The organism is Nocardia heshunensis (assembly GCF_054782115.1).
Window position 1 is genome coordinate 987,086 of sequence record NZ_BAAGTC010000003.1, and the last position, 15,513, is coordinate 1,002,598.

The window sequence follows — 15,513 nt, forward strand, 5'->3', positions numbered from 1 at the left end:
TGCCTTACCGCGATCTGGGGTTCCCCTGCCGCGGACGGTCGCGACGTGCTGGCCGCGCCGGCGAACGCCACCCACACCGATTCCCCACCACGGCACCGAGGATCCTCGACCTACCCGACACTGTCTGGATCAACCACCAGTCAAGAAGACCGTCACCAGCGAGGAGCCCACCGCCACAACCGCGTAAGCACCGGCTGGTCTCATATGGCTTGAAAAATTCCGCTGCATCGTTATCAAGATCACGAACGAGCTAATGCGGCGGCAACGAGTCGATATCCCCGACAAGTTCTGCCGGAACCGGAGGTAACGGACATGTCTGCAACCAATAACGAATTGCCTATGGTGGTTCTAGCTGGGATCGAACCAGCGACCCCTCGCGTGTGAAGCGAGTGCTCTCCCGCTGAGCTATAGAACCTCGGGGCAGCCGTCGGAACGGCTGTCCGGCTTGGTGTTTTGCACCCTGCCGGGTGGGAAAAAATTAGCACACTCCCCTACCCGGGCGGCAAATCGGCTGGGTCGGCGGGTCGCGGGAGCAGGCCTTTGGCTAGTTTGCCGGTGGGGGTGCGGGGTAGGGAGTCGACGAGGGTGAAGGTGCGGGGGATTTTGTAGCCGGCGATGCGTTCGCGGAGGAAGGCGGTCAGTTCGGTGGCGAGGTCGGTGTCGGCTGCGTCGGGGGCGGGCTGGACGAAAGCCTTGACTGATTGGCCCATTTCGGCGTCGGGGATGCCGATCACGGCTACGTCGAGGACCTTCGGGTGGAGGGCTAGGGCGTTTTCGATTTCCTGGGGGTAGATGTTCACGCCGCCGGAGATGATCATGAATGCCTGGCGGTCGGTGAGGTAGAGGTAGCCGTCCTCGTCGACGTAGCCGATGTCGCCGGTGGTCGTCCAGTCGGGGTGTGCGGGGTGGCGGGTGGCGGCGGTCTTGTCGGGGGCGTTGTGGTATTCGAATGCCGCGGTGTCGCGTTCGAAGTAGACGGTGCCGATTTCCCTGGGCGGCAGGGGTTGTCCGTCGTCGGCGCAGATGTGGAGCACGCCGAGGGCGGGGCGGCCGACCGAGCCGGGGCGTCGCTGCCATTGGGCGGAGTCGATGAAGGTGAGGCCGTTGGATTCGGTGCAGGAGTAGTACTCGTGGATGATCGGCCCCCACCAGTCGATCATGGCCTGCTTCACCTCGACCGGGCATGGAGCGGCGGCGTGCACGGCCACTCGATGACTCGACAGGTCGTACTTGCCGCGAACACCGCTGTCCAGCTTCAGCATTCGGATGAACATGGTCGGCACCCATTGGCTGTGCGTCACCCGGTAGCGTTCGATCGCCGCCAGTGCGGCCTCCGCGTCGAAGCGGCTGAGCAGCACTACCGTGCCGCCGAGCGCCTGCACGACGCCGCCGAAGCGCAGGGGCGCGGCGTGATAGATCGGCGCGGGTGAGAGGTAGACGGTGTCGCGGTCGAAACCATAGAGCTGACCGAACAGCGCGGTCGCCAGGTCACCGGGTTCGTCGACCGCGTGGGTCGGGAGCGGGACCCGAATTCCCTTGGGCCGTCCGGTGGTTCCGGAGGAGTACAGCATGTCCGCGCCGCGCGGTTGGGCGGGCAACCCCGGTTCCGTCACTGCGGCCAGGGCGGCCTCGAAGCTGTCGTAACCGTCGAGCGCGCCACCGAAGGCCAGATGGCTCTCCACCTGCGGAGTCCGCTCTCCGACCTGCCGGGCGAGCTCGCCGAGCGCGGCCGAGGCCACGAGTATCCGTGCGCCGCAGTCGTTCACGATGTAGGCGGCCTCGTCGGCGGTCAGGTGCGAGTTGACCGCGGTGATGTAGAGCCCCGAACGCAACGCCGCCCAGTACACGACGAAGGCGGTGACAGCGTTGTCGGTGATCATGGCGATGTGGTCGCCGCGCCGCAGCCCCGCCCGGTACAGGTGGCTCGCGAACCGCAACGATTCGTCGTCGAGCTCGCGAAAGCTCAGGGCCGCACCGGTATCGGCGACGATGACCGCCGCCCGATCAGGCTGCTCTGCTACGTGGTTGCCGGGGAACATGCGCATTCCTCCCGTGAGAGATCGACATGCCGACGCTATCAACCTGCCGGTGCCGCACGGGCCGAATTCGCCTGCGGGACCGGATCAGACGAAACATCGCCGTATTCTGCCGGTCACGTGACGGTGCCCCGGGCGCGATAGCTTGCAACGGCCCCGAGGGATGGGGCGCTGTTTCACGACGGAGGATCTGATGAAGTTGCGTATTGCTGGTGTTCTCGGCGCGGCCGCAGTGGCCGGGATGGTGGCGGTGCTGGTGCCCGGTACCGCTCAGGCTGCGAACGGCGTCCTGGTCTCGAATGGCCGGGTGCTGGTCGATCCGACGGGCTGTGTCCGCATCGCGCTCACCGACCTCGACACCACGGTCGTCTCCAACACCACCGATCAGGACGCCACCTTCTACGCCAGCATCGACTGCTCGGGCGACCCGATCGGCACCGTGACCGCCGGCGCCGACGGCACGCCGCCGATGGCGGGCAGCTTCACCATCAACTGAGCTTCGGCACAGCCGATCTCGGTTCACCCAGCAGGTCGCGGGCCATCATTGTCGCGCCCGCGACCGCGCCGGGCATGAGGAAGACCGCGACGAAGGGGACGAGGAACGCGACGCCCAGCGGCGCGCCGAAACCCCAGGCGAGACCCTTGCGGGCGCGCAGCAGTGTCAGCCGCTCGCGCAGATCGATCGAACGGCGTTGCAGCGCAACCGCGGTCAGTTCGTGAGCGAGGAAGAATCCGGTGACCAGGGCGGCGATCACCGGCACCACGGTCTGGCCGACGAACGGGACGAATCCCAGTGCGAACAGCAGGATTCCCCAGAGCGCGACCCGCACCAGGATCCGGCAGCTGTCGCGCGCCGAGATCCAGAGTTCCGACCACAGCGACCGCCCCGATTCCGGGGCCGCACCGTCCGGGGACACCGAGCGATCCACGCGCATCGAGAGCGCCTCGTAGAACGGCTGCCCGATCAGCAGGGTGACGGCGGTGAAAGCCAGCACCGCACCCAACATGACCAGGCAGAACAGCGCGACTGCCAGCAGCCCACGAAACACGCCGAGCCAGGGGCTGGGCCAGTGATCGGCGAACGGCGTTGCGGCGGTGACCAGATCGGATCCCCACACCACCAGCGCTATCAGCGCCGCGACATACAACACCAACGTGATAAGCCCCGGCAGCAACCCGAGCCCGTAGTCACCCCGATGCCGCACCATCCACCGCTGCCCCTCCAGCAGATACCCGAACCCCACCCCGAAATCGCGCACGCCAGAACCCTAGCCGGTCCCCCGGCATCCGCCGGTCGCGGGCTCTCAGCTCTCGGGTAGCGGCGGTGCGGGGGCGAATATGACCGGCAGCGCGCCCAGGGCGCGGTGGAATGGGCCTGGTCGCCAGGACAATTCGGTGGTCGGGACGGCTAGGTGGATCTCGGGTAGCGCGTCGAGGAGCTGGTCGACCGCTTCCTGGGCAATGAGATAAGCCAGCGAGCTGGCGGGGCAGGTGTGGGGGCCGGCGCCCCAGGCCAGGTGTGAGCGGTTGCCGGTGAATTGGCCGCCTCGGATGGCCGGGTCGGTGTTGCAGGCCGCCATGCTGATGACGACCGGTTGGTTCGCGGGTAGCCAGCTGTCCTCCACCAGGACCGCGCGCGGCGGGTAGCTCAGACAGAAGTTGGCCATCGGGGGATCGTCGAAGAGCACCTCGTCGAGAGCGTCTCTGGTGGACAGGCTTCCACCCAGTGCGCTGCCGCGGAAGCGGTCGTCGACGAGCAACAGCAGGAGCGTGTTGACGATCAGATTCTGCTGCGGCTCGATACCCGCGCCGTAGAGGGTGGCCAGCTGATGCACCATCTCGGTGTCGCTGAGCCCGACCGGGTGGCGCAGCATGCGGGTGGTGACATCGTCGCCCGGATGCGCGCGCTTGTGCTGGGCCAGTTTCAGCAGCGCGTCGGCGAGCAGCGCATTGCCGCGTTCCGCGCCGACCCCTTCGAAGATGGCGCGGAATCCCTCCGCCGCCTGCCCCGCGATCTCGACCGGACAGCCCAGCAGCTGGTTGAGCACCCGGAAGGCCAGCGGAAAAGCGTAGTCGCGCACCAGATCCGCCGATCCGGCCGTACAGAACCCGTTGATCAGCGACACCGCGACCCGTTCCACGGTGCCCTGCAACCGATATCGGTCGATCCCGGTCAGCCCCGCGGTATTGGTCTGCCGATACCGCGCGTGTTCGCTTCCGGCACTGCGTAATGCGTTGGGCCGCCACTGCATCATCGGCAGGACCGGGCAGTCGGCGGGCACCCCGGCCTGCCAGGCCCGTGGATCGGCGGGGAAGCGTTCGGGATCGTTGAGAATCCTTACCGCCGTGCGATATCCGAGCACGAGGGTGGCCGGTATCCCCGGCGCGAGCTCCACCGGAGCCAGCGCCCCGAATCTCTCCCGCATCTCGCGGTAGTACCGGTGCGGATCGGCGGCGAATTCCGGGGTGTACATCGGCACCCGCCCGATGGCCTCGGTACGGACGGCCTGGACAGGCGACACTGACTCTGACATCGAACGGCACCTTACCCGGGAGTAACCCAGTTCGCGGGCCGATTCGGTGCCCAAGCATTGACAGCGGTGAGTCGGGGGCGCAGGCTCTACGAGGCGCAATTGTTGTCTACACAGTTGCTGCAAGCACCCGGTTGCCGGCGTTCCCGCCGATCGCGGTGAACAGCCCGGCGACGCTCGGAGATTCGGAGGACGCGGCCTCACTCCGCGTCCTGACTGGTTGTCTCGGACCAAGACCTACCGACACGGAGGTTGGAATGTCTGGCAAGCACGGCCGAAAACCCGGTCAGATGGCGAACAAGGTCAAGCAGGGCATGCAGGACCAGGGTCAGCGCATGGAGCGCGACATGGACCGCGTCGCCGATGAAGCCCGCCGCGACATGGATCGCATGGGCGCCGGCATGAAGCGGGAAGCCCAGCAGGTGCGCGCGGACGCGCAGAACCTCGACAAGGAGATGAAGCGCAAACTCCAACACCACTGACAAGGCCCAGACAACACCGGAGCCGCAGGTCCATGACCTGCGGCTCCGCCGTGTCCGATCAGGATGCGCGGTAGTCGGCGACCACGTCCAGCACCCAGGTGATGCCGAATCGGTCGGTCAGCATGCCGTAGAGCGGGGCCCATCCGGCAGGCCCGAGGGGTTGCAGGATGATCGCGCCGTCGGCGAGCTGCTCCCAATAGCGGGTGATCTCCTCGGCGCTGTCGCCGCGCAGCGAGACGAAGAACGAATTCTCGCCTCGGCTGAACGGCAGATCCGCGGGGACGTCGTAGGCCATCACGCGAAAACCGTTGTCGGCGAGCACTTGTCCCCACATCACCTGGTCGGCCTCCGACTCGCGACGGACGTTCTCCGCGTCCTTGTAGGTGACGATGATCGTGTCGCCGCCGAAGACGGATTGATAGAAGGTCAGGGCCGCGCGGGCATCGCCGCGGAAGTTCAGGTGGGCGACGGTGTTGACGGTCATGGTCGGCTCCTCGGTTGCTCGGGTCGGGACGCTGTTGCGTCCGCTGCGACCACCCTCACGGAGGTAGCGGACAGGGAGTGTCCGCTATTGCGGGCAGGATCTCGGGCATGCCGAAAACTTCCGCGCGATTGTTGTCGCTGCTGTCGCTGCTGCAGGCTCGCCGGGACTGGCCCGGACTGTTGCTGGCGCAGCGGCTGGAGGTGAGTCCGCGGACGGTGCGCCGCGATGTCGACCGGCTGCGCGAGCTCGGCTATCCCATCGTGGCCAGCAAGGGCCCGGACGGTGGCTACCGGCTCGATGCCGGATCACGGCTTCCCCCACTGCTTTTCGACGATGAGCAAGCGGTGGCGCTCGCCGTCGCATTGCAGATCGCCGCTGCGGCAGGCGGAGTCGGCATCGAGGAGGCTGCGGCGCGAGCGCTGCACACGGTGCGACAGGTGATGCCTGCCCGGCTGCGGCATCGCATCGACACGCTGCCGGTGACTGCTGTCGAATCTGTTGCGGCCCAATCCGATTCGATGGTCGACAGTACGGTGATCACCCAGCTCGCGGCTGCCGTGCATGCTTGTGAGGAGTTGCGTTTCGACTATGCTCCAGCGTTCTCGCGGACCGCGGATGAACCGGTCGCGATGCCGCCGCGCCGAGTACAACCGCACCACCTCGTCGTCCGGGCCGGGCGTTGGTATCTGGTTGCCTGGGATCTCGAGCGTGCCGACTGGCGGATCTTCCGGGCCGACCGCATCACCCCGCGCACGCCGACCGGCCCTCGATTCACCCCGCGTGCGCTTCCCGGCGGGGATGTCGCCGCCTTCGTGACCAGCAGATTCCAAGGCACCGACGGTTCCGGCGCGCCGCCTTGCCGCGGCGAAGTGATCCTCGCGCTGCCCGCTTCCGAGGTTGTCCCCTATCTCAGGGATGGGACCGTCGAGGAGCTCGGGCCGGATCGCTGCCGCCTGGTGCTGGGCTCGTGGTCCTGGACGAGTCTCGCCGCCGACCTTGGCCGGTTCGATGCGGCGTTCGAGATTGTCGGACCGCCTGCTCTGGAAGCCGCGTGCGTACAGCTGGCGCGTCGTTACGCCGAGGCAACGAGACAGCGCACCGAGGTCCAACCGACCAGTTTCCGTCGCGGCGACGATTCTCCAATTCCTTGATGGCGGAAGCGAGTTCACGCATTCACAGGTTCGCCGGATGCGCTGCGATGTCTACCGGCACCGCATAAAATAGCTACCGCAGTTGCTCAATGACTGCTCGCAGTTGCTCGATGGAGTGGTTGAGGGCAATACCCGATCGGATGCGGATGTCTCACATCGTGGCGGCCCCGGGCGCATCGCCGACCCGCCGGCAAGACCCTTCCATTCAGGCGCTCCGGGGGATGGCCGTCATTCTCATGGTGGCCGGGCATATCATCGGCATCGGCAATCAGGGCCTACGCGTCGGCGATCATTCCGGTTGGCACTATTCGTATCTCGCGCTGGCCGATATTCGCATGCCGTTGTTCACGTTGCTCTCCGGCTACGTCTACGCCATGGTGCCGATCACCCGCTGGCAGCAGTATCCGCGGCTGATCAAAGGCAAGTCCCGCCGCCTGCTCTACCCCTTGGTCACGGTCGGCACGGTGCAATACATTCTGGCCTGCAACATCCCGGGCACCAATTACAACCCACACAATCTGCCCATTTGGCGCATCTATGTGTTCGGATTCGAACATCTGTGGTTTCTGCAGTCGATCTTTCTGATCTTCCTCACCATCGGAATTCTCGACAGCCTCGGCGTTCTCGAATCGCGCACCGGCTGGGCCATCGCCACATCCCTTGCGGCCGTGGGATATATCGTCGTGCAGGTCCCGGCCCGGGTCGACGTCTTCACCGTCAGCGGAGCGGTCCGCCTGCTCCCCTTCTTCCTCATCGGCTATGGCCTGCGCCGCCACTCCCTCTTCGACCTGCGCGGCACCCCAGCGGTCCTGGCCGTCACCGCATTCATCGGCTTCTACACCGTGCGCCTGCTGTCCATCGACAACGTCTTCCACCCCGACGGCTACGAGGACCGCTCGATCACCCTGACCGTAGGCGCAACCGCCCTGATCCTCATCTACTCGGCCCGCGACTACCTCAACCTCAAACTCCTGGCCTGGATAGGCGGCTTCTCCTTCGGCATCTACCTCCTCCACGACCTGGCCACCGCAGGAACCCGAATAGTCCTCGAACACCTGGGCATCCACCACCGCTGGGAACTCTTCACCCTCGGCCTCTTCATGGGCATCACCGCCCCCATCGCCTTCCAACTCCTTTTCCGCAACGTCTCGATAATCCGCACCTACGTCCTCGGCGAAAAACCAAAACCCAAACCTCCCCGAACTCCCCACCCCACCCCCCAACCCGCAATCACCCCACAGATCGCAGACAGCTAGCGGGAAGCGGCCTACCCTGACGGTCGTGCTTGGTGACGAGCGAGTGACGAGCGCCTACGCGCGCAATGCCGAATTCTGGATCAACGTCATCCGAGATCGACTCGACCCCTACCAAACCCAACTCACCGACCCCGCGCTGTTCGACGCCGTCGGCGACTGCACCGGCCTCGAAATCCTCGACGCAGGCTGCGGCGAAGGCTATTTCGCCCGCCAACTCCTCGCCCGCGGCGCACGCCACGTCCACGGCGTCGACACCTGCGAAGAATTCATCACCGCGGCCCGCTCCCATCCCGACCACCGCCCCCAATCCGCCTCGTACCACCATGCCGACGTAGCGAATCTCCCCCTCCCCGACGCCACCATCGACCTGGTCATCGCCAACCGCCTCCCCAACGGCATTTCCGATCCCGGCCGCCGCTTCCAGGAATTCGCCCGAATCCTCAAACCAACAGGCCGCATGCTCCTCCTCAGCATGCACCCCTGCTTCTATACGGCCCGCGCCGAACGCACCCCACCCGGCAGCAACGACCTCCCCATCGACACCTACTTCGGCGTCCGAACCGTCGAACAACAATTCAACGTCGCCGGCCACCTCTCCCCCGTCCCCTCGGTCCAGCAGTTCTATTCGCTGGAGACCTACATCGCGATGATCACCTCGGCAGGCTTCGCCATCACCGCCCTCCGCGAGCCCCACCCCACCCCCGAGCAACGCCGCGGAAACCCCTGGTGGAACACCAACTTCCCCCGCCCCCTGTTCCTCCTCCTGGAATGCGCGCCACACCCCGCCAGAATGCACTGAGGCACAACCCTTCTCGACGTTCGTGCGCCAGGTTGCCTGCTCGTCGAATATCGGGGGCTGTAGGGATGAGCAGTGGTCAGGCGAGGGATTCGCGCTCTGCGAGGAATTGGTCGAGGAGGTCGAAGAGCACTTCCAGGATGTGGATCTCCTGTTCGGGGGTGAGGTCTGTGATGAAGTCCCAGTCGGGTAGTGCAATTTGCTTGATCAGACCATCGAAGGTGAAGCTGCTCTCACGGCGAAGGTGGTTGGTGAGGAGCCAATCGCGAAAGCCATCCAGGCCTGGGCCGCCCGATCGGCGGGCAGCGTAGTCGTAACCGTGGAGGAAGCACATCACGCCGCGGACGCTGGTGAAGCCGATGAATATGCCTGGGCGGGCCGCGAACTGGCGCAGGTACTCGCGTTCGGTGAGGTTGTTCGGGTCTGCCGGATGCGGTTGGATTTCCCGCGCTCGGCGGGCGAAGTGAGCGTCGAGGTCCATGGGCTTCTCCATGCCGCGAGTTCATCATGCCGACGGTGGCCGTGGCCGGGTGAGAGCTCACCTTGGTGGAATTGGGCGACACCTTGGGGAGGGGTCTTCAGTCCCCGGGAGGCTCTGATCGGCGGGCTGCTCAGCGAATAGTGGGATTACCCCGCTGAGCAATTGGAGTACCGATGTCGATCGTGAGCAGCCTCGCCAACTCGGCGCAGACTCGTGCCGTGGTCCGGGCCGGGGATGGGGTGGCGCTCGAGGTTCGGGTCGATGGACCCCGGGAGGCCGAGCTGACGGTGGTCCTCTCGCATGGGCATTGCGGCCACAGCGAATCCTGGGTCCCGGTCCGCGACGACCTGCTGCGGCAGTACCCTCACGCGCGGTTCGTCTGTTATGACCATCGCGGTCACGGCGACTCCGCCCACGCCGATCGGCGCACGTACACCCTCGAACAGCTCGCCGACGACCTGGGGACGGTGCTCGCCACTGTGGCTCCCACCGGACCGGTCATCCTCGTCGGCCATTCCATGGGCGGCATGAGCGTCCTGACCTATGTCAGCCTCAACCCGCACGAAATCGGCACCCGTGTCGTCGGCGTCGGGCTCATCGCGACGGCGGCGGGCAACCTCACCGAGGCGGGGTTGGGTCGGTTCCTGCGCCACCCGGTCATCTCGGTGTTCCGGGCTGCGGTGCGCTACGCGCCCGGCCTCATGCATGGCGCGAAACTAGTGGCGGGCAAGGCTTTTACGCCGGTCATCCGCAGGGCCCAGCGAGGAGATCGCAGGGTTGGCGCCCACTGGCTGACCCTTGCGAACGCGATCCACAACCAAACGCCGATCGTCACGATGGCCGCCTTCCTCCAAGCCCTCGCCACCTACGACCGCACCGACGCACTGGCGACACTGTCGTCCATCCCGACCCTGGTGCTGTGCGGTTCAGCCGACTCGCTGACTCCGCCCTCCCATTCCGTCGCCATGGCCGCGGCCGTCGACCACTCGGATCTGGTGTTGATCGAAGGCGCCGGGCACTCGGTGATCATCGAACAACCGACCCAGGTCGCCAACGCCCTCACCCGCTTGATCACCCGCTCGCACACCCGCCCCCGATTTTCGGTGGCCGCATAGCCGGACAAACGAAAATGGCCGGTCCATGTGATGGACCGGCCATTTCAGTGGTTCTAGCTGGGATCGAACCAGCGACCCCTCGCGTGTGAAGCGAGTGCTCTCCCGCTGAGCTATAGAACCTCGGGATGTCGCCGAGGCGACTGTTCGGAGCGGCGTTTTCGTGCCGCTCGAACGAGAATGAAGACTACACACCTGGTTGCCGATGGACCAAATCGCGTGCACAGCGGCGTAAAACTGGGGTTTCTGAGGGGTGTGGGGTGGGTGAGGTTTCACCGGGGTGTTGCCAAGGGGACACGGGGGCGTCGCCGGGGCGCGGTGGGATGGGAGGCGATCCGTGTTCCGCGAGAACCGCATCCGCGCAGGCCATCGCGGAACTACACGCCTGTAGTTCGGATTTACCCCGGTCTACCAGGCGATTTGTTGCATGCGCATCGCGTCGGCTAATGTTCTACCTCGTCAGCGGGACAGCCGAAAGGCCCCCGGGACGAAATGCGGATGTAGCGCAGCTGGTAGCGCATCACCTTGCCAAGGTGAGGGTCGCGGGTTCGAATCCCGTCATCCGCTCGAGGGGCCAACACGGCCTGCTTGGCGGTGTGGCCGAGTGGTGAGGCAACGGCCTGCAAAGCCGTGCACACGGGTTCGATTCCCGTCGCCGCCTCTTCTCTTTTGAAGAGGAACTAAATACCCGCGCGATTAGCTCAGCGGGAGAGCGCTTCCCTGACACGGAAGAGGTCACTGGTTCAATCCCAGTATCGCGCACCAAGTTTCATACAGATCAGGCCCGGCTCCCGCTGGGCCTTTCTGCTGTTTCGACCCACCTAGGATCCGGCCGGGTGAGATGGCCGCTCCAGCGAAGCTGACCTCAGGCCCCTCGTCGCCCTACGGCCTGCGCCAGCATCCTCAGATCGGCGGTCGAGATGTGGTCGGGAAGCGCGGCGAGTGCCTGCGCGATCCGGCGATCGGCTTCGGCGGTGGTGATCTCACGCGCTCCGCTCGCCTCCAACAACGCTGTCGCACGGGCGATCTGCTGGCACGTCAGCATCGGCCCGGGGCGATATAACTCTGCCAACTCCGCGGCGATGTCACCGCCGCCGGCCAAGGCCACCAGCACCGGCAGCGACCGCTTACGCCGGGCCAGATCCGCGCCGACGGGTTTACCGGTGACCGCAGGCTTTCCCCAGATCCCGAGCAGATCGTCGACGATCTGGAACCCCACCCCGAGCGCGCGGCCGAACGCTTCCAATTCCATTACCACCGAGGTTTCGGCACCGGCGGCGAGTCCGCCCAGCGCGCACGCGGCGCCCATCAGTGCCCCTGTCTTACCGGTCACCATCCGCGTGTAGTCGGCCATCTCGACTGTCGCCTGTGTTTCGAACGCCAGATCCTCGTACTGGCCCCGGCACAATTCCATAGCGGCGGCCTCGAGGCGCATCACCATCGCCACCGCCGTCGTCGACGGCTGATGCCCCGCGAGCGTCTGAATCGCCAACGCATGCAACCCATCCCCGATCAGCACCGCGGTATCGGCACCCCACACGCTCCACACCGTGGCGCGCCCGCGTCGCAGACGGTCGCGATCCATCAGATCGTCGTGTACCAGCGTGAAATTGTGCAGTAACTCCACCGCTGCGCCCGCCCGCGCCGCCCGGCCCGGACTTGCCCCGCACGCCACACCCGCACACACCGCGAGCCCACCCCGGAAGCCCTTCCCGCCGGGCCGCGCCGCCACCGCGGTGCCGTCGGCATCCCACCACCCGAAGTGATAGCCCGACATCCGGGCCAAAGGTTCCGGCGCGGTCGCTACCACCTGCCGTAACACCGGAAGCCACACGGCGGCGGCCGCTTCCAGCAGGGCCTCGGGCCGGTGATCCTCGATCGACAATGTCGTCACGTCGACCATCGCAGCCCCTCACAAACGAAACGGTCACCTCAGTGTAGAAACCCGCCCCACCCGGCATCGTCTCGATTTACCATCGAAATGACCGAGTACCTATGCAGGACAAACACATTCACCGCACCAGCGCACCGCGCGGTCGGGATCGTCGGCGACCGCCGAGGAGATGGGTCATCGTGGAGGTCACGTCGAAGGTGGTATCAGCTCGCGGAGCCTTGCCGCTGATCGGCCACCTGCTTCAACTGCGCACGGGCCTCGGGTTCCTGGAATCGCTACCGGCGCAAGGCGACCTGGTGGAAGTCCGAATCGGGACTTGGAAGGCCGTTGTCGTTTGCGATCCGGACCTCACTCACCAATTACTCATCGACCACCGTGTATACGACATGGGTGGGCGGGTCCACGACAGTTTTCGGAAAGTCCTCGGGAATGGTGTGGGCACCTGTTCGTACCACGATCATCGAAGGCAGCGACTGCTGCTTCAACCCGCCTTTCACAGCGGCCGCTTCCCTGGATATTCGCGGATAATGACCGAGCAGATCGCGGGCCTCGTGGGGTCATGGCACGACGGTCAGATCATCGATGTCTATGCGGAGACAAGCCGACTCACCAGTCAGATAACTGCGAAGGCCTTGTTCGTCGCCGATTCGGCCGGACCGGCCGCAGCTGCCGTCGAGGAGTCGCTCACCGACATCAACCGCGGTGTCTTGCTGTACGCGATTGCCCGTCTGCCGGACAATTTTCCGGCCCTCTGGAACCGTCGTTTCCAACGCGCCCTCGCCCGCGTTCGTAGTGCCGTCGATACTGTCATCGACAGCTACCACCGCAGCGGAGTCGATTACGGCGACCTGCTTTCGGCACTCCTTGCGGCGCGCGACGACGCCGGCGACCCCTTGAGCAATACGGAGATCCAAGACCAAATCCTGACTCTCCTGACAGCTGCGATCGGAACGGCGGCATCGTCATTGACCTGGGCGCTGCACCTACTCGCGCATCACCCCACTGTCCTGGCGAGGCTACGTTCAGAAGTCGACGTCGTGCTCGAAGGGCGGATCGCGACCTGGAACGACCTGCCGCGTCTGCAGTTGACACGGCAGATCCTCAACGAGTCTTTGCGGCTGTACCCGCCCGGCTGGATCTTCACCCGGACCGTCATGGTGGACACGACGCTGGCGGGAGTTCGGCTTCCTGTCGGCAGCGCAATGATCTACAGCCCCTACATCATTCACCATCGGGCCGACCTGTTCGCCGACCCCGACCGCTTCGACCCCGATCGGTGGAGCGCCGATCAATCGACGCAATGGCCACGCAACGCCTGGATCCCCTTCGGGGCGGGCGCCCGCAAATGTATGGGCGAAACCTTCGCCCTCGCCGAGGAAACCCTCGCTCTCGCATCCATTGCCGCGCGGTGGACTGTCGAGCCGGTCACCTTCCCTCCCTCACCGCTCGAGGCTCGACTCGGCCCGACACTGATTCCGCGAGAACCGCGCTTACGTCTTCATCAACGACACGGCACACCAGATTCGGAATGAGTCGGACATGCATATTCCTGAGCTGTACTGTCCGATTCCCTCGTCGGTGGTCGTGAAGGATCCCGGGGCCGGGGAGGAACTCATTCGCTGGGGCGTGGATCAGGGGTTCTTCTCCTTCGACAGCGATGCGGCCAATTTGGTGCGCGCTATCGATATTCCGTTGTGGACCGCGCTGGCCCACCCGATGTTGAAAAGTGCCGACGATCGCTCCTTCCTCAACCGGTGGTGGACATGGGGTGCCGTATTCGAGATGCGATTCGATACCAATGCCGGCCAGGAACTCGACGGGTTCTTCGAGAAGTTCATGGAAACTACAGCGCGGACACAGATCCGGATACTCAGCAATAGTCCGCCGCTGCGAGATGGTGAAGACTTTTCCGAGCCGATGGATCGGACACTGGTAAGTCTGCTGCGCGAGACCGAGCAGCGATTCGGAAGCCCGTGGAGGTCGCGGATCTCGCGGTCACTGCTTGCATCGGCCGAAACCGGCGTCTGGGAGACGCGGGCGAACTACCTGAGTCAGACACCCGACTTCGACCTCTATCAAGGGCTGCGGCGGCACAGCTACGGCCAGACCTATATCACCGACTGCGCCATGATGGCGATGGGGATCGATGCGGAAGCCACGTTTCTCCGGCACCCGGTAATCGAGCACATCCAATATCTGGTTGCCTTGTACGGAGGTTTTGTCAACGACCTGAACTCGCTCGACCGAGACCTCTACGCAAACAATCGATGCAGCTCGGTCATAGCCTACCGCCATCAGCATGGAGTGACTCTCGACGAAGCCATCCGTGCCGTGGTGAACATGTGCAATGACTACCTGCGATCAGTCCTTGCCATAGAAGCGGCAATGCCCGACTACGGCAAATACTCGTTCGATGACAAGGAAGCGGATCAGATCGATATTTTCTTTGACATCCTCAAAATGCTGATGCGCGGCAACATCGACTGGTATGAAGTGTCGCCTCGCTATAACGGCGGCTGGAAGCCGGGCGGGCCGATCGACCCAGCGCCGTGGGGTTAGGTGGATTTTGCTTGGTTGAGGCGGTCCAGGAACAGGTCTCGATTGTGTGTTGCCAGGTCTACCTGGAGTGCAAAGGAATTCGGGTGGTCGCGAGCGAGATGTACGTACAGCTGGACGGATTCGTTGGCGAGACGCAAGGCGTCGGTGAGATCGCCGGCGTCGGAGGTGTAGCCGGCGAGTTGATGCAGGGCGCTGGCCAAGTAGCGCTGGTAGCGAGGTCGGAGAGGGGCGAGGCGAGGCAGGATGTCGACGAGTTCCTCGCCGAAAGGTAGTGCCTGGCCGGGTTCACCGGTTCTGTCGAGGGAGCGGGCCAGTTCGTCCAGCGAGCTCAGCAGGTGGGGACCGAATCGGTGCGGCGCGTGCGGGAGCCGCTCTCGGCACAGGGTGAGCGCCGCCCGCGCGTCGTCCACTGCCTCCTGTTCTCGACCGACACACCGTAAGAGGTTGGCGCGCAGGCTCAACGCCGCGGCGAATTGAACCTCTGCGGTCGTGCGTCGAAAGATGGGCGTGCGAGGGCAGATTCGTAGTGCCTGCTCGACATCGATCAGGGCATCGTCGTAGCGATATTCGAGGGACAGGGCCAACGCCCGTAAACGAAGTGCGGAGGCGAGGTCCAAGCGGAGGCCCGGTAGAACCGAGGCCCATGGACGCAGCGTCGCGACCGCCATGGTCGTGATTTCGGGGTCACGCGCCCACCGCTGGAACGTGTCGGCGACACGGTTTGCCATTTG

Annotated in this window: 15 protein-coding genes and 5 tRNA genes; 11 read left to right on the forward strand and 9 right to left on the reverse strand. The window is 65.0% G+C overall.

What is annotated here, in order from left to right; translation table 11 throughout:
* Positions 1 to 340: 340 nt before the first annotated feature.
* Both ACYVN4_RS11385 and ACYVN4_RS11390 read right to left on the reverse strand, forming a co-directional pair.
* Positions 341 to 415 (reverse strand) — tRNA-Val (locus ACYVN4_RS11385).
* Between the two features lie 76 nt (positions 416 to 491).
* A complete protein-coding gene (locus ACYVN4_RS11390; protein ID WP_460720055.1) occupies positions 492 to 2,039 on the reverse strand; it encodes an acyl-CoA synthetase in 1,548 nt (515 codons plus the stop codon).
* Between the two features lie 190 nt (positions 2,040 to 2,229).
* Here ACYVN4_RS11390 and ACYVN4_RS11395 point away from each other — a divergent pair, with 190 nt between their 5' ends.
* Complete coding sequence (locus tag ACYVN4_RS11395; protein WP_460720057.1) at positions 2,230 to 2,532, forward strand: hypothetical protein; 303 nt, start codon at positions 2,230 to 2,232, stop codon at positions 2,530 to 2,532.
* Here ACYVN4_RS11395 and ACYVN4_RS11400 read toward each other — a convergent pair.
* On the reverse strand, positions 2,525 to 3,295 hold the full coding sequence (locus tag ACYVN4_RS11400; RefSeq protein WP_460720059.1) for an EI24 domain-containing protein: 771 nt from the start codon (positions 3,293 to 3,295) through the stop codon (positions 2,525 to 2,527). The genes ACYVN4_RS11395 and ACYVN4_RS11400 overlap by 8 nt on opposite strands.
* 45 nt (positions 3,296 to 3,340) lie before the next feature.
* The gene (locus tag ACYVN4_RS11405) at positions 3,341 to 4,570 is read right to left on the reverse strand and encodes a cytochrome P450 family protein (RefSeq protein WP_460720061.1); all 1,230 of its coding nucleotides are present in this window, start codon (positions 4,568 to 4,570) and stop codon (positions 3,341 to 3,343) included.
* 254 nt (positions 4,571 to 4,824) lie between these two features.
* On the opposite strand from ACYVN4_RS11405, the gene ACYVN4_RS11410 reads away from it, so the two are divergent.
* Positions 4,825 to 5,049 (forward strand): hypothetical protein, encoded by a 225-nt coding sequence (locus ACYVN4_RS11410; protein WP_460720063.1) that lies wholly within the window; start codon positions 4,825 to 4,827, stop codon positions 5,047 to 5,049.
* A gap of 58 nt (positions 5,050 to 5,107) precedes the next feature.
* Here ACYVN4_RS11410 and ACYVN4_RS11415 read toward each other — a convergent pair whose 3' ends face one another.
* On the reverse strand, positions 5,108 to 5,533 hold the full coding sequence (locus ACYVN4_RS11415; protein WP_460720065.1) for a VOC family protein: 426 nt from the start codon (positions 5,531 to 5,533) through the stop codon (positions 5,108 to 5,110).
* Positions 5,534 to 5,640: 107 nt separating this feature from the next.
* Here ACYVN4_RS11415 and ACYVN4_RS11420 point away from each other — a divergent pair, with 107 nt between their 5' ends.
* From ACYVN4_RS11420 to ACYVN4_RS11430, 3 genes are all read left to right on the forward strand, one after another.
* Positions 5,641 to 6,684: a helix-turn-helix transcriptional regulator gene (locus tag ACYVN4_RS11420; RefSeq protein WP_460720067.1), complete on the forward strand. Its 1,044-nt coding sequence runs from the start codon at positions 5,641 to 5,643 to the stop codon at positions 6,682 to 6,684.
* A 146-nt stretch (positions 6,685 to 6,830) separates the two neighbouring features.
* Positions 6,831 to 7,940, forward strand: a complete 1,110-nt coding sequence (locus ACYVN4_RS11425) for an acyltransferase family protein (protein ID WP_460720069.1) — start codon at positions 6,831 to 6,833, stop codon at positions 7,938 to 7,940.
* A gap of 25 nt (positions 7,941 to 7,965) precedes the next feature.
* A complete protein-coding gene (locus ACYVN4_RS11430) occupies positions 7,966 to 8,739 on the forward strand; it encodes a class I SAM-dependent methyltransferase (RefSeq protein WP_460720071.1) in 774 nt (257 codons plus the stop codon).
* A gap of 76 nt (positions 8,740 to 8,815) precedes the next feature.
* Here ACYVN4_RS11430 and ACYVN4_RS11435 read toward each other — a convergent pair whose 3' ends face one another.
* Positions 8,816 to 9,217 carry a hypothetical protein gene (locus ACYVN4_RS11435; protein WP_460720073.1) on the reverse strand — a complete coding sequence of 134 codons (402 nt, stop codon included), beginning with the start codon at positions 9,215 to 9,217 and terminating at the stop codon, positions 8,816 to 8,818.
* Positions 9,218 to 9,390: 173 nt separating this feature from the next.
* Here ACYVN4_RS11435 and ACYVN4_RS11440 point away from each other — a divergent pair, with 173 nt between their 5' ends.
* Positions 9,391 to 10,332 (forward strand): alpha/beta fold hydrolase, encoded by a 942-nt coding sequence (locus ACYVN4_RS11440; RefSeq protein ID WP_460720075.1) that lies wholly within the window; start codon positions 9,391 to 9,393, stop codon positions 10,330 to 10,332.
* Positions 10,333 to 10,380: 48 nt separating this feature from the next.
* On the opposite strand, the gene ACYVN4_RS11445 is transcribed toward ACYVN4_RS11440, so the two are convergent.
* Positions 10,381 to 10,452 (reverse strand) — tRNA-Val (locus ACYVN4_RS11445).
* Between the two features lie 371 nt (positions 10,453 to 10,823).
* Here ACYVN4_RS11445 and ACYVN4_RS11450 point away from each other — a divergent pair.
* The 3 genes from ACYVN4_RS11450 to ACYVN4_RS11460 all read left to right on the forward strand — a co-directional run bounded on the left by ACYVN4_RS11450 (position 10,824) and on the right by ACYVN4_RS11460 (position 11,094).
* Positions 10,824 to 10,896 (forward strand) — tRNA-Gly (locus ACYVN4_RS11450).
* A gap of 23 nt (positions 10,897 to 10,919) precedes the next feature.
* Positions 10,920 to 10,990, forward strand: a tRNA-Cys gene (locus ACYVN4_RS11455).
* 29 nt (positions 10,991 to 11,019) lie between these two features.
* Positions 11,020 to 11,094 (forward strand) — tRNA-Val (locus ACYVN4_RS11460).
* A gap of 100 nt (positions 11,095 to 11,194) precedes the next feature.
* On the opposite strand, the gene ACYVN4_RS11465 is transcribed toward ACYVN4_RS11460, so the two are convergent.
* Positions 11,195 to 12,223 (reverse strand): polyprenyl synthetase family protein, encoded by a 1,029-nt coding sequence (locus tag ACYVN4_RS11465; protein WP_460720077.1) that lies wholly within the window; start codon positions 12,221 to 12,223, stop codon positions 11,195 to 11,197.
* Positions 12,224 to 12,402: 179 nt separating this feature from the next.
* Here ACYVN4_RS11465 and ACYVN4_RS11470 point away from each other — a divergent pair, with 179 nt between their 5' ends.
* Entirely contained in the window at positions 12,403 to 13,755 is a 1,353-nt protein-coding gene (locus ACYVN4_RS11470; RefSeq protein ID WP_460720078.1) for a cytochrome P450, read from the forward strand.
* Between the two features lie 7 nt (positions 13,756 to 13,762).
* On the forward strand, positions 13,763 to 14,782 hold the full coding sequence (locus tag ACYVN4_RS11475) for a terpene synthase family protein (protein WP_460720080.1): 1,020 nt from the start codon (positions 13,763 to 13,765) through the stop codon (positions 14,780 to 14,782).
* Here ACYVN4_RS11475 and ACYVN4_RS11480 read toward each other — a convergent pair.
* A complete protein-coding gene (locus ACYVN4_RS11480; RefSeq protein WP_460720081.1) occupies positions 14,779 to 15,510 on the reverse strand; it encodes a tetratricopeptide repeat protein in 732 nt (243 codons plus the stop codon). The two genes, ACYVN4_RS11475 and ACYVN4_RS11480, sit on opposite strands and share 4 nt — an antisense overlap.
* Positions 15,511 to 15,513 lie beyond the last annotated feature (3 nt).